Origin of the sequence: Niallia sp. FSL R7-0271 (assembly GCF_038005785.1) — a bacterium.
Classification (GTDB): Bacteria; Bacillota; Bacilli; order Bacillales; family Cytobacillaceae; genus Niallia.
Genome location: NZ_JBBOTZ010000002.1, coordinates 1,196,581 through 1,211,235 on the forward strand (window position 1 = coordinate 1,196,581; position 14,655 = coordinate 1,211,235).

Annotated in this window: 12 protein-coding genes and 1 pseudogene; 5 read left to right on the forward strand and 8 right to left on the reverse strand. The window is 37.1% G+C overall.

What is annotated here, in order from left to right; all coding sequences use genetic code 11:
- Positions 1-100: 100 nt before the first annotated feature.
- Entirely contained in the window at positions 101-1,111 is a 1,011-nt protein-coding gene (locus MKX82_RS25995) for a serine hydrolase domain-containing protein (RefSeq protein ID WP_341081645.1), read from the reverse strand.
- A gap of 149 nt (positions 1,112-1,260) precedes the next feature.
- On the reverse strand, positions 1,261-5,013 hold the full coding sequence (locus MKX82_RS26000) for an alpha-L-arabinofuranosidase C-terminal domain-containing protein (protein WP_341081206.1): 3,753 nt from the start codon (positions 5,011-5,013) through the stop codon (positions 1,261-1,263).
- Positions 5,014-5,336: 323 nt separating this feature from the next.
- Here MKX82_RS26000 and MKX82_RS26005 point away from each other — a divergent pair, with 323 nt between their 5' ends.
- The 3 genes from MKX82_RS26005 to MKX82_RS26015 all read left to right on the forward strand — a co-directional run bounded on the left by MKX82_RS26005 (position 5,337) and on the right by MKX82_RS26015 (position 8,357).
- On the forward strand, positions 5,337-6,299 hold the full coding sequence (locus tag MKX82_RS26005) for an ABC transporter substrate-binding protein (RefSeq protein WP_341081208.1): 963 nt from the start codon (positions 5,337-5,339) through the stop codon (positions 6,297-6,299).
- 64 nt (positions 6,300-6,363) lie between these two features.
- Positions 6,364-7,341, forward strand: coding sequence for a FecCD family ABC transporter permease (locus tag MKX82_RS26010; protein WP_341081210.1), 978 nt, complete (start codon positions 6,364-6,366; stop codon positions 7,339-7,341).
- A 5-nt stretch (positions 7,342-7,346) separates the two neighbouring features.
- On the forward strand, positions 7,347-8,357 hold the full coding sequence (locus MKX82_RS26015; RefSeq protein ID WP_341081212.1) for a FecCD family ABC transporter permease: 1,011 nt from the start codon (positions 7,347-7,349) through the stop codon (positions 8,355-8,357).
- A 45-nt stretch (positions 8,358-8,402) separates the two neighbouring features.
- Here MKX82_RS26015 and MKX82_RS26020 read toward each other — a convergent pair whose 3' ends face one another.
- Both MKX82_RS26020 and MKX82_RS26025 read right to left on the reverse strand, forming a co-directional pair.
- Complete coding sequence (locus MKX82_RS26020) at positions 8,403-9,650, reverse strand: sensor histidine kinase (RefSeq protein ID WP_237942893.1); 1,248 nt, start codon at positions 9,648-9,650, stop codon at positions 8,403-8,405.
- A complete protein-coding gene (locus MKX82_RS26025; RefSeq protein WP_233315088.1) occupies positions 9,631-10,326 on the reverse strand; it encodes a response regulator transcription factor in 696 nt (231 codons plus the stop codon). The genes MKX82_RS26020 and MKX82_RS26025 overlap by 20 nt, the downstream gene beginning before the upstream one ends.
- Positions 10,327-10,626: 300 nt before the next feature.
- On the opposite strand from MKX82_RS26025, the gene MKX82_RS26030 reads away from it, so the two are divergent.
- Complete coding sequence (locus tag MKX82_RS26030) at positions 10,627-11,334, forward strand: YceI family protein (protein WP_341081215.1); 708 nt, start codon at positions 10,627-10,629, stop codon at positions 11,332-11,334.
- A 168-nt stretch (positions 11,335-11,502) separates the two neighbouring features.
- Here the strand turns inward: MKX82_RS26030 and MKX82_RS26035 are convergent, their stop codons facing one another.
- The 3 genes and pseudogenes from MKX82_RS26035 to MKX82_RS30505 form a co-directional block, all read right to left on the reverse strand.
- A complete protein-coding gene (locus tag MKX82_RS26035; protein WP_233315086.1) occupies positions 11,503-11,937 on the reverse strand; it encodes a hypothetical protein in 435 nt (144 codons plus the stop codon).
- 77 nt (positions 11,938-12,014) lie between these two features.
- Complete coding sequence (locus tag MKX82_RS26040) at positions 12,015-12,569, reverse strand: SF0329 family protein (RefSeq protein ID WP_341081218.1); 555 nt, start codon at positions 12,567-12,569, stop codon at positions 12,015-12,017.
- Between the two features lie 78 nt (positions 12,570-12,647).
- A pseudogene (locus MKX82_RS30505) lies at positions 12,648-13,168 on the reverse strand (ClbS/DfsB family four-helix bundle protein).
- A 194-nt stretch (positions 13,169-13,362) separates the two neighbouring features.
- On the opposite strand from MKX82_RS30505, the gene MKX82_RS26055 reads away from it, so the two are divergent.
- Entirely contained in the window at positions 13,363-13,896 is a 534-nt protein-coding gene (locus MKX82_RS26055; protein WP_233315083.1) for a DUF6241 domain-containing protein, read from the forward strand.
- Between the two features lie 200 nt (positions 13,897-14,096).
- On the opposite strand, the gene MKX82_RS26060 is transcribed toward MKX82_RS26055, so the two are convergent.
- On the reverse strand, positions 14,097-14,600 hold the full coding sequence (locus tag MKX82_RS26060; RefSeq protein WP_237942899.1) for a DNA topology modulation protein: 504 nt from the start codon (positions 14,598-14,600) through the stop codon (positions 14,097-14,099).
- Positions 14,601-14,655 lie beyond the last annotated feature (55 nt).

Sequence of the window (14,655 nt, forward strand, 5' to 3'; positions counted from 1 at the left end):
CTCACCTCATACATTTATTGTAAATTATGCATTTTGTTTTGACAAGTATATTTGTCAAAATGATAATTATATTGGTCAAATTAAAAACAAAAAAGACATCTTACTCTTTGTAAGATGTCTTTTTTGTTCTAATATAAGAATCATATATTTCTCCGATAATTCCTTTAAATTGGTGAACACCTGTATTACCATTAGTCATGATAATTAACCCTCTTCTTAACTTAGGGTACGCTACCATCATGCATTGAAATCCACTTCCCCAACCTAATGATGAAATCTCTCCGCCTTCGAGAAACACGCCAAGTCCTGTCCAGCTTCTGCAGCCTTGTGCGGTAATTAGTTCTCTTGCTGCAGTTGGAGAAATGCCGATTTTACTTTGATCATCTAGCGCATTCATAACTTCTATTACTAATAGTGACAAGTCAGCTGCAGTTGTCCAAAGTCCTGCCGCTGCGGGATATGGATATAATGGATACTTTTCTTGCATGACATTTCCATCCTTGTCATGGCCACAGCAATAATTATGGGATATGTCACTTATACGGCTTGGATAACGGCTGTTCGCCATTTTTAATGGTTGAAAGATGAACTCCTCTATAATTTCTTCTATTTGTTTTCCAGTTACATCCTCTATGAGCAGCTGGATAATACAATATCCAGCATCCGAATATTGAAAGTCACTTTCTGGTTCATACTGCACTTCAATCGGAGACTGGCAATATGGCGTTTCACCAGTTAATATTTCTTCCATAGTGGGAAGAACCGTGTCTTTTCGTTCTATAAAACTATCTTTAGGATCTTGTATCCCAGATTGATGACATAACAAATTCCGTAATGTTACACCCTTTTTTTTAGTTAAATAATTGTTGGGGATTTTCCATGATGTCAGCCTGTTATTTACATCCTCATCTAAATCAAGAATCCCTTGTTCTGATAGCACCATTACCAAGACAGCTGTTAAAAACTTGCTGATGGAACAAGCACTGAAAAGGGAATGATTGTTCACTATTTTACTCGTACCTGCTTCAAGAACACCATAATTATCAATTTGGGAAATCTGACAATCTTTAATAACAGAAACACTTAAACCTGCTACATTATAATGCTTCATGCGCTCAGGGATATTTATGTTTTGCACTGTACCACCACTCCCTATTTTTAACCAAATGATACCAGATGAAATGATATAGTGAAATAGACTACGCCACTATTTAAAAAAATGCACCTGATTTTAATCAGATGCATTCATTTAAATGATCATTATCGCTTTAACACAAGCACATTCACCGAATTTGCAGCTAAAGTAACCACTATACCATTACCCTCAAGGCTTATTTCTGTTTCTGCTGGTACAATCAGCTCTGCATTTTTCTTGTTTACATTCGGAGTAGAAATTAGCGAAGCATCTCCCGTAACTGTTATCATCTTGCCGGTCTGATTGACAACTATGTCTTTTAGTTCTAGCTTCGTTGTTTTTTCAAATGGATCTGCATTTACGAGCTTTACATATACATGGTTATCATCTTTTGTGACAGAGTGGTAGATATCCCGATTATAAGCTTCGAGTTTATAATCTAGCACTTTGCTTTTGAAGGTTCCGTCTGTGTATGAACAGATGAGTCGATTGCCTGTTTCTCCGCCGTAATTAACCGTAATTAAATAAGGCGTATTAACAGCAAGCTCTTCATAGCTGCTGGAGCGGAGATTTCCTGCTGCGGTGCTGGATGAGTAATCGCCTAGTCTATAACCTTCAACACCTTGCTTATAAACCTTCACTCCTGTTGCGTTGCCATTATAGCCGATCGCATACTCCAGTACATCCTTTTTCTCTGGCGAAATATCGGTTAATCCGACACCTACATATATACCATCATTGCCAGAGATCTTCGATGCTACAACCTCTACTTTATAATTCGTCCATGCTGCATTTTGGATATACAAGCCGTTTAGACCACTGTTTTGCGGCTTTAATACTAGGCCTCTTTCTTTATCAAGCGTATACCCTGCTGCACCTGGAATCATCTGCCATGCAGCATGCAATTCTTCTCTGAAATCTTGTTGGAACAATACTTCTCCGCTTTTGTTTTCAATCACCTTAACAGACTTCACTTCAACCTCTGCATTTCCGGAAGCTATTTCAATGCCGCCTCTTGCTGTAAGCTCAGTCAAGCTCCCATTTTGGTAAGAAGAAAAGGATGTTCCAAGCAATTTCGTACCAAGATATTTTCCGAACAGCTGTTGTACATAATAATTTGGCGTATACCAGACTGTTTCGTCATCAAACCAAATCAAATCTGGTGTCCAACGGTAAGTTCCATCTGTAAGTACTTTGTTGAACAGTGGTGCATAGGCAGCCAGACGGACAACATCTGAATTTCTTTCAAACCCAGTCATAATGGCTGCTTCAGCAACTGCACCTGCTAATGTATTCTTGTCAGTAGACGCAAACTCGCCGACAAACACTTTTGAAATTTCTGCCTCATTTATGCTGCCATCAGCCTGATAAGCTCTATAGTAATAATTGTATCTATCTGCGTTATTCAACAGATAATCATTGGAACGATAGTAATGCTCATCTGCGATTGTATCCATATAATTAGGCTGTGTTTCATACCATGTTACTGTTTCTTCGGTAACTGTTTTGCCGTCTGTAAAGCTGACGTTTGCTGCTTCTGTTAAGTTACCGCTTAAGAATTTCCAGCCTTCCTGATAGGCATCATCATCCGCTTGCGCACCAACTGTTGAGATTATTTGCAGGTTATGGTCTGGGTAATGCTTCACCATATACGCATCAATTGCTGCTTTAAAATATTCAAAGTTCGCAAAAAACTCTGTACCCCAGTTTTCATTGCCAACACCTAAATAAGGAAGTTCAAATGGTGCTTCATGGCCCATTTGTTTACGCAATGCTGCCCATTCATTACCTTCAAAATCTGTATTGATCGCAAAATCAATTAAATCTGTAAAGCTCTTAACAAAGTAATCTCTTAAATCCCCGCCTGCAGGATGGACATAATCAGAACGCGCTTGACAAAGCACACCGCAAGCCATAACCGGTAACGGAATTGCGTGCAAGTCCTCAGCCAATTGGAAGTACTCCATATAGCCTAAACCCATGGTCATCATATAGCCCCAAACATTAAAGTTTTCCTTACGCAGTTCGATAGGACCGACAGAGTCTTTCCATTCATACACATTCTCCCATATATAAGAGCCCTCTGAAATACAGCCGCCTGGAAAACGAAGGAAGGTTGGATGCAGATCTGCTAATGCATTCACTAAGTCTTTCCGCAGTCGATAGTTCGGATTTCCTTGATAATTTTCATGTGCAGTTGCTGATCTTCCTTCCTCACTAGCTCCCCAAACATCCTGTGGCATTAAAGATACCATATCAATTGAAATGTCACCGCTAAATGTTAAGGCCAGCTGTCCAAGCATGGACTGCGAACCTGTAAGAACAACACTTTCATCTACCCCGTATTTTTTCCATGTGTTGCTGTTGTCAACATGAATCGTTACTGTGTCGCTGATTGCTGCACCATCTTTATCCTGAAGCTGCAGATGAATGCTTCCTTGATTTTCTGCTTTTGCCCAAATAGTAAAATTGTATTTATCTCCTTCTTTAATAAACATGGCACAATGATGATTAGAATCAGTGAAGCCTTTATTGATAAGTGTGCTGCCATTTGGAACAGTAAGATAATGTGTATTAACGTCTTTATCCATTATGTCGAAAAATTCATTTAACCCGCCTGTATTGTGGACGGTAACAGACTCGATATCGCCATACCAGGCATGAAGCGGCTGATGATTTCTTCCTGTTGAACAGCCGCACACACCGGATGTATGGGAATATGTATCGAATAAAAAAGATTCAAAGGAACGATTTTGGACAAGTTCAGCATATATGCCCCCGTCTGCGGCGTTATTAATATCTTCATAAAACAAGCCATATAATGTCTTGCTTATATCTAAGATTTCTTGATTTCCGTCGATTGTTAATACATGAGATGGAACTCCTTCAGGCAGGACAGACAATGAGAATTCCTTTTCCGCTGTTTCCGTTCCTTTACGCAACACAGCTGTCAAAGTAACTCCTTCCGGCTCGCTAATTTCGCCTAATTTCCCTTCATCTGACAGTAAGCTTGGATTACTTGATTTCCATGTGACTGCCACCTTCGCTCCCATAAGACTTTCAGGAAGTGTAACATCCTTTGAAACGACCGTAATTGGAAATGATAAATATTTATCTCTGGCAAGCTCGACAATCTCCGTATCAGAAAGTGTTTCACACATCACTTCAATTACTTCATCTTGTGTTAAACAAGTCTTATATACACGGATATCGGACAACGAGCCGCAAAAGTCAGCATCTGCCTCAAATTGCGATTTTCCAATAAAATTATTGCTGTAGTTATCTTGATCAGTAAAAGTCTCAAACCATTCGCGCAGCTTTGCATATGCACCGCTTGAAGTCTGGCTGATTGTTCCGTCTGCAACAATTTCACCATTCACATAAATAACTGGACCTGCACTGCTTAACGTTCCACCTTCTGTGCCTCTGACTGTCATCGCCACATGTAGCCATTCTCCAGAAGAGTATGTTCTATTAGCATCAGCAATTAAATCCGAACCAGCAAAACAATTGCCCCGTAAATTTCTCGTTAAAAATAGGTACGGTCCAGTTTCCCCTTTTCCGAAATCAAAGATTCTTTCCCAAACATTGGACCCTTTCCCTAAGGAAAGCCAAGTGCTGACGGTCAATCCAGTCTGATCGGTAACTCCTTCAAGCAACCCAGCTGGAAGCTTTAAATAGGATGTCCCGCTCGCTCCGCCTGATAACGTAACAGCACTTCTCCCGCCAACAGTTTCTGCCACTGGTTTAATCTTCCCTTCAGCAGTTGCATGATTTTCATATTTGGAACTGTCTCTTCCTATATTATCTGCATCATTAAATTGATATTGAGCAACAATTGATTCAGCCAATGAGTTACTTTCATCGTTTCGCTTCATTTAGTATCTCCTTTAAAATTATTTAAGCGCTTACTTAAAATCCCTACTTGTATGCACCAAATACCATTAAAACCAAACTTATACTTACAACTATTATAATATTGAACAATGAAATTTTCCAATATAATTTACAAATCTAAACTTAATATTCGAATAAAATTATCTAGTTAATAATTTTTATACCTATAACTCCCCTCTTTATGGTTCATTTTAATTAGACTAGTAGTTTTAATTAAAAGAATATTAAAATATTAAATTGACAAACCAATCTATAATGATTATCATTCTCAATATAACTAAAATATAGAAAAAAGAGGGGAAAAATGTACATAACATCTTTTAAAACAAAACCTGTCCTAGTTGCTGCACTGTTTTCTTTATTCCTAGCTGGATGTTCAGCAGGTCAAGAAAATACAAATAGCGAAAATGTAGCTACACACTCTGTTACACATGAGCTTGGAACAGCAGAGGTTCCTGATAAAGCGGAGCGAGTTGTTACATTAGAGCTTGGCTTAACAGAAACGGCTGCTGCTCTTGGCGTGATACCAATCGGTGTTGCAGATGATGATAAGCCAGAAAGAATTGCTGAAGATACAATGAAATTAATCGATGGATACACATCAGTCGGCACACGTGCCCAGCCAAATTTAGAAGTAATTAGAAGTCTTAATCCTGATCTGATTATTGTTGATGTTGACCGTCATGAGAGCATTTACGAGGAACTACAAAAAATTGCGCCAACCGTTGCTTTTAAAGACGATGCTGCAAACTATGAAACGGTAGTAGAAACTACAACAAAGCTAGGTGAAGCATTAAATAAAGAGTCTGAAGCAGAAAAACTGATTACACAGCATAATCAATTAAGTGAGGAACTAAAATCAAAGATGGAAGTAACGGATAAGACAGTATTACAAGCAGGATACAGTGAAGGAAATGTATTTAGTGTATCGACTCCCTCTGCTTTTACACCTGGTTTCTTAACAACGCTAGGTGTTAATTATGCACTGCAAGATGATACTGCAACAACTCAAGAGCTAACGATTGAACAGCTTCTTAAAATCAATCCGGATACATTAATTGTGACCATTACGGAAGATGCTCCTTCTGTTTTGGAAACATTAAAAGAGGATCCTTTGTGGAATAAACTGACTGCTGTCAGCAGCAAGCAAGTTTACGAGGTTGGTCATAATGACTGGTCCCGCCGGAGAACATTGTTAGCTATTGAGGATAATAAAGAGAAACTTACAGAAATCTTACAAAATATGAAAACAGAAAATGCAGAATGACTTTATAGTCGTTCTCTTTTTTTGGAGGTGAAATTCCATAGCTTCCCGGTTTAATCTATCATTCGTGTTTGCAGCAGGACTAGTAATTCTGCTAATATCCAGCTTTTTTTCTTTAAAAATTGGTGCATTTTCCTTTTCATCCACCCAAATAATAACCGATTTGTTTTCAAACTCAGAATCAGAGTCTGCAATCATTCTCCAGGATGTTAGAATGCCAAGATTACTTATTACTATGATTACTGGAGCAAATCTAGCTGTTGCTGGGGCATTGATTCAAGCGTTAATGCGCAATCCTCTTGCTTCACCGAGTGTACTTGGCATTAATGCTGGGGCCTCTTTAACGGTAGTATCTTGCTTAGTATTCTTTCCGGCGATTACCGGCTATTGGCTCATCATTACAGGATTTATCGGTGCTACTGTCGCCGCATTGCTTATTTTTATCATGAGTGTGGTATTTCGAGGAGGAAATATCGCTGTTAGCATTTCACTCGTTGGCATTGCTATTCAAGCGTTTTTTTCGTCTGCAACTCAATCAATCTTAATATTTAATGAAGAATCCATCAAAACAATTCTTATTTGGCTGGCTGGTATGACAGCAGGTTCCACTTGGGACGATGTCTATCTTCTGCTGCCGCTTAGTTTGCTTGTTTATTTTTTTGCCTTTTGCTCCCATCGCTCCTTGACCATATTGCTGTTAGGAGAAGAAGTCGCCATTAATTTAGGGCAAAGACTTGTGGCGATCAAGCTTTATGTAAGCATACTAGTCATACTGCTCGCCGGCGCAACCGTATCCATTGTCGGACCGATTGGCTTTGTCGGCTTAATCATCCCCCATATTGTCCGCTACTTGGCCGGACAAGATTATAAATGGTTGCTTCCATTAAGTGCTTTATATGGCGGCTGTTTATTAGTTGTTGCAGACATCCTTTCCCGGTTTATCATGTTCCCTGCTGAGACACCGGTAGGAATTTTAACCGCCTTATTAGGTTCCGTCTATTTTGTCTACCTGTCACGCACTAAAAAAATGAAAGAGAAGAGTTGAGTTATGTGAACTATAAACGACATCCGCTTTTTATTATGATGGGTTTGTGTGTAGTCCTCCTAACCCTGGCTGTTATTAATATTGGTCTGGGAGCAGTGCCTATTCCACCACTTCGAGTCATCTCTTCCGTGATAGGATTAGGAGAATACAACGAAACATACATTATAGTTTTTTACAGACTGCCCCGAATTGTCTTAGCCTTACTCGTTGGCGGATGCTTAGCTGTTGCTGGTGTAATAGCTCAATCAATATTACGAAATCCATTGGCTGCACCAGATACATTAGGTATAACAGGCGGAGCAAGCATTGGAGCAATCGGGTTTTCCCTGCTGTTTCCGGCAGCGTCTCCCTCCCTTACAGGTATCGCCGCTTTTATCGGCGGCACTATTGCTGCGGCAGCTGTTTATTTACTAGCCTATCAACGCACCGGTACCGAACCTGCCCGATTGGCGTTAGTCGGTGTTTCTGTTAGTGCATTTTGCGGTTCATGTGTAGAGCTCTTTATTTTAAAGATGAATACAAACCTGCAGACATCCTTGCTTTGGCTGAACGGCAGCTTATTTGGACGTACATGGCAATCGGTAATTGACCTCCTGCCATGGGCAGTTATCTTAATAACTGTTACTCTTTTTCTAGCAAAAACTCTCGATATTTTCATCCTAGGAAAAGAATCGGCAATCGGTCTAGGTATCAAAACAGAAACGGCCACTGCAATTTTAATGGGATTATCCGTCCTATTGACTGGTGCAAGTGTTGCTGCAGCAGGAATGATTGGCTTTGTCGGACTAATCAGTCCCCATATTGCCAGAAAGCTAGTTGGCACAGTTCATCATTATCTTATTCCAACAACCACATTAATTGGAGCAATAATGCTGCTTTTTGCTGATTGTATCGGGAGAGGAATAATCCCTCCAATTGAAATTCCAGCAGGGATTGTCACTGCCTTAATTGGGGCACCATATTTTCTATTTTTGCTGTGGAAGCAATCGTCGAAGAAGGGATTGTTGACTCGGTGAAATTCAAATGGAAAAGGAGGAGCAATTATTTTTGCTCCTCCTTTTTTAACTCAAGCGCACCGTAAAAGTAGTAATACCACCTGGAGTACTTTTCACTGTTATCTTCCCTTTATGTTTCTCTACAATCGATTTAGCAATAGCTAAACCAAGGCCGTTTCCACCATTTTTCCGCGAACGGGAAGGGTCATTACGATAGAATCTGTCGAATATTTTTTCTAAATGCTCTGATGTAATCCCCTCTCCCGTATTTGTTACCTCTAGTAATATTTCATTATGACGCTTTCTTAGATCTACTGTAATTAAGCCTTGAAGATTTGTGTACTTAATAGCATTATCTATTAAAATCATCACTAGTTGCTTCATTTGCTCCACATTACCAAAAGTGTTTAACTCAGGTTCGATATGATACTCAAGATTGACTTCCTTTTCATAGATAACACCTTCCATTGTCAGAATGACACTTTCGACTACTTTGCTTATATTGAAAGGAGCAAAAACTAAGTCAGAGCGTTTGTCATCCATTTCTGCCAGGTAAAGCAGGTCATTGGTAAGCAACTTCATTCTTTCTGTTTCTGTTTTAATGTGATGAATCCATTTTAATTGATTCGCAATTAAATCTTCCTGGTTGCTCAATAGTACATCTGTATTGGTATGAATGACAGATAGCGGTGTTTTTAATTCATGAGAAGCATCAGAAATAAATTGCTTCTGCTTATTAAACGCTTCCTTGACTGGCGCGATATAACGGTTAGCCAAAAACCTATTAACTATAAACACGATAATTAGCATAATAATACCTACAAGAATAAAGGTATAAATTAAATTATCGACGACTTTTAACTCGGCCGTAACATCAAGCGCATAAACATAATAGCCTGACTGATTTTCTTCCACCATATATGCCCAATTAGTATCATTTAGCTTTAAGCGTCCTTTAGAAGAGTCACTTGTTGATATCTCCTCTATAACTCTTTCATAGAATGCATTATCTAGGTCTAATTTAGATTGTGAAGATAGTATATTCCACTTGTCATCTGTCCTCAGCTCAAAGCATGGTAAAAGTTCATCCTTTGAAAAGCCGGTTTGTTCACCTTGAGAAGGTGGTGATTTGTCATCCTTGCTGATTTTGCTTTTTTTGTGATAATAATCAGATACCATTTCTAGATTAATGTTTATATCACTATTTACTTTTTGACAAGTAATAATGTAGATAGAGATAAATGCTGCTAGCATAATAATGATGATGGTAGCCATGTTGGCAATTAAGAAGCGATTACGTAATTTTGTGAACATCTGATGCCACCTCCAAAATATACCCGACCCCTCTTATTGTTTTTATTTGGACGATTGAATTTAAAAAAGCTAGTTTTTTTCGTAAAAAAGAAATATATACTTCCACATTATTATGTTCAACATCTGAATCAAGCCCCCATAATTTTTCAATGATTTGCTCTTTCGATGTGACCGTATTTTTTCTAATTAAAAGCAGCTCTAATAACTTGCCCTCTTTTAAAATTAATTTCAAATCTTTGCTTTTGCACATTAACATAAGGGTAGACATATTTAACTCCAGATCTCCAAATTTCAAGGAATCTTCTGGAACTACTTCATTATTGCGTCTTAGTGCCGCTCTTATTCTTGCCAGCAGTTCATCAGTAGCAAACGGTTTTGCGATGTAATCATCTGCACCATTATCAAGTCCTGAAACTTTATCTGGAACTTCTCCTTTTGCAGACAGCATTACAACAGGAGTTGCGATTCCCCTATCTCGAATTGTTCTCAAAACTGTTATTCCGTCTAGTTCAGGCAGCATAATATCAAGCAGTATTAAATCATAAATGCCGGTGAGGATAAAATCCAGCCCTGTTTCTCCATCATGCACCATGTCCACATAATAATTGTTTTTACTCAGAATTTGCGCTAATGCTTCAGCAAGACCCACTTCATCCTCGACGATTAAGATTCTCATTATACTTCCCCTTACCTAGTTTAATAAAAGTCTAAAAACATATTTCATGAGGATAATCATAACACTTTTCAAAGTCAAATTTAAAATTTATTCATTGATTCTTCCATTTAAGATTCATTTAAGGTTCGGTTTATAAGATAGTCTTAGCACAGAACAGAAAGAAAAGGAGGAGCTGCTGTTACTTTTACTTCCAGTACGGACAAAGGATCATTAATTGATTAAATATGTAATGCGAAGTCTTTTGGGAGTAATTAATATGTCCATCTAAATTTAAATATCTATAATAAAAGGAGAATATAAATGAAGAAAAAATATATTATTTCAATAGCAGCAGTTGCTGTTCTTATACTAGGAATCGGAGGCTACACATTACTTAACAGCTTTATGGGAAATAATGTGGAGATAAACTCTGTGTTAGATCAAAATGAGGAATCTAGTACATCTGAAGCAAGTGCAGATTCTGATGCAACACCTGTTTCTGCAGAAGATTTAAACGGTAATTGGCAAATTGCTGACGCTTCAAGTGTATATTGGTCTGTTACAACATCACAAGAAACAGTTAACTTTGTCAATGAAGAGGTAACAGGCAATTGGACAGTGGATATAAATGACCCAACAGCAATGTCTGGTGAAGGAATTGTCGATATGAATGCATTGGATTCAGGGAATTCCCAAAGAGATGATCATGTCAAAGAAGGCGCTGAGTATTTAAATGTTACCGAATTTCCAGAAGCAACATTTGCGACAAGCACCTTTTCAGAATTACCAACAAGTTGGACAGAAGGAACTGTTGTACCCGTAACGATAGATGGAACAATCACTATTAAAGGCATCGAAAAGGATGTGCAATTTGAATCAGAAGCAATGTACCAAAACGGGCAGCTTCTGTTATCAGGAACTACTGTTGTGACATTCGCTGATTTCGGAATGGAAAACCCACATTCAGTAGCCTTAGACACAGAGAATGACCTTACTGTACAGTTGGAGCTTGTATTAGATAAGGCATAATAACTGATAAAGACGCCAATGGATGTTGGCGTTTTTGTCTTTTTACTCGGGGTTAATAATCATTCCATTCTAATCTGCAACGCTTCCCTTTACCATGTTTACAAAGCATCTAGATTTTTAGTTTTTCTATTAAGTAAATAAGGACCCTTTGTTAGTAATGATTAAAATTTAACTGCCTGATATTATTAACTTTCTAGTTTTTTCATCATAAATTTTGTAACTAATTTCAACCATATGATCTTTTGTAACTGTCACTTCACAATAGTAAGGGATTGATTTTCCATAAGCATCTAGTTCAGGAATATTCCTAAAGGAAAACCATTCATCTTTGTTGAGCATGTTAAATTCTGCTGATGAAGAGCGACCAGCTGTATCTATTTCAATAACACATTTTCCAGTGACAACATCATATTCCTTTAGTACAACATATTTCACGCTTGGAAGAGTAATCACTAGCATTAAAACACCTATCAATAAAACTCCACCATTTTTTATTATTTTTAATAATGAATAATCCTTACCACGATAAATTACAATAAAGGAAATAACTGCTGCTATTACAAACAGCACTCCGAGGCTAAGCATCAAGTAGTATAAAAACATTTTTCTCTCCCTATCATTATTCTTCTGTTGCTTATATTACAGCATCGCTCTTCCAGAATCCTACCATTTCAAAAAACTCACTTCGAGATTTTTATCCCTTCCACACCACACCTAATAGAATAGAACTTGGTAATTATGGGATGAGTATCCCGAGATAGATTTAATTTTTTTAACCTTCTTTTACCTAACCTTCTATCTAACATAGAAAAAGCCTGAATAATAATATTTTCTGAGTTTATAGCTTGCTCAATAGTTAGAGAATTGTAATTGATTAGTGCTGCATAAAGATGGTAACTTTGAAAAATGCTTTGCGTTATCATAATCTCTTCAGCAGCATCTGAAGCTATTAATAATTCTCTTCGTTCGAGGGAGTTAAGCATTACATTCCAATCTTGGTTATAGGGGATTTCCTTTAGTACTTTTTCATCCTTAATCTGTTGATATAGCTTCTCATGTTTAACTGCATATGTAACATCAGATGCTGTTAATATTTCATGTTTGTCCAAAGTAATCCATACCCTACTTGGACTATCATGATATTTCCGATAAACCGCTGCATGTATTTGAATTCTTCCTTTTAGCTTATCACTTAGAAAACCTTCCAATGTAGTTTTCAACTTACTCCATTGCAAAACATTCACCTTCACTTTTTAATCTGTCTAAATATCTAAACGCTCTTGGAGAACTAATCTGCATTTTGTTTATAATACTTAATCTATAACTCTACGATCATTCGTAATAGAATTAGCGATAACCTCACATTTTTTTATAGCCCAGCTATAATGACTAGCAGTGTTTGCTGTGAAATAGCTGTATAAGTTTGTTGTTTTTGTCCACTTATAGTATTTTTTTGTCATGATTTCTTCATTAGTATGTAATTTAATAAGATTCGTGACCCTTCCATGGCTTAGCTTTAATTTTTTTATCGCTTGATTAATGTTACATCTTGATAGTTAGCCCAAATTTGCATATTTAACTCTTTCAGATTACTCCATTTAAATCCTGGTGCCGGCATACAAGGAATGTCCCCATCCATACCTTCTCTGTGCCATCTTTCAAGCATTGCTTGCCACTCATAAAGATGCATTAATACATCACGAAAATTCTTATCTCTTTCTTGAGTTTCAATAGATTGAGTCCTTTTTCTGCTAGGCAATGACTCAATTATTTCTAACAATGTTTTCAAATTTATATCGCAGTTTATTAATAATTTTTCTTTTTCATTTTTCATAGGCGTATCCCCTCACTTTTACTATATATTAACATAAGAACATACGGTCTTTTATTGTACTTTCTAAAAAACTGGAAAAATCTCTAAAATTATGTATAAGAATAAATAGATATATATTATTTTTTACAGAATTTTTTTAATTGTTAATCTATAATATATATTGATACGTTCTTAATAAAGAAGGGAGTATGTTTGTGAAGAAAAAATTTTGGAGAAAAAATACATTAATTATAATTTGTTCTATCCTTATTGCTGGAACAGCAGGATACTCTGCGTATTTACAATTTTCTAAAGCTGATGTCAAAGTTAATGAAGTAACAGCCACAGCTGAATCGGATTCAAACACAAAAACATTTATTGAAATTGAGGAAACTAATGCTAAACCAGTTGAGGAAGAGTTCCCACTAAATATTGGTGAAGGCGAAGTGCAAATAGCAATACATAAAATGTCACATCAAAAAATTGAAGCAGATGAAAAGTGGGGATTTTTGCCGCTGACTCAAGAGCGAATCAAGAGACTGATTAAAGTTGTTAACAGCGGTAATTATGAACACAAATCTCTGTATTTAGAAATACTTAACCGCTGGTCAAATGGAGACTTTTCACAAGCAGATAAAGATCATAACGCTATTTGGAGGCTGCAAGGCGGTTCAGTCGGTGAAGCGACAGGTGTATTATCAACAGAGGAAGAAAAAGCGTTTATTGAAGAGCATTTTGATGTGGATTAATGACATTATGACTTTTGAACAATGATACCTTATTTAAACTGTTTGTCAGCTACTTATGGTAATTATTCCGTTCTGTGCCTAAACATATTTATTATGATTGGATGGACTATAAAAGCATGTTTAATTTTTCAATACATGCTTTTATTGCATCTTATTTTCTTAACTAGAATAACCTCTAATGCAAATGGAATTACTTAGTATCAAAGTCTTTCTAAAAATAAACGAACCTGTTTTGGAGTATTAAGTATAACCACTTTCTTATGTTTAGATAAAACCTCTAGACTTTTCAATATAACAGGTCTTTTCGTATGTGGATACTTCCAAATCCACTTAAAGAATGCAAAAGAAAATCTTTCTTCACAGCCTTCTCCCATATCTGGCCTAGTTTTATGATGATATTTTAGTATCCTTTTAATCATTCTAAACATACAAGTCCATCTAGAAATATCAAGAAAAATGATTGTATCTGCTGCATTCAGCCTTATATCCATTGTACCGCCATAGTTCCCATCGATAATCCAGCTTTCTTCTTTCACTAATTCAACTTGAATATTTATTTGTTCATTTTTCGGGACGCCAACCCAATTAGGCTTCCAGAATAATACATCAAGATGATATACCCTCAAATTTAACTTTTCCCCTAATTGCCTGGCCATAGTTGATTTACCAGATCCACCAGAACCAATCAATACAATCTTCTTCATTCATATTACACCTCCCCTATAATGACAAAAAGCCGCCATATGGCAGCCTTCGTAT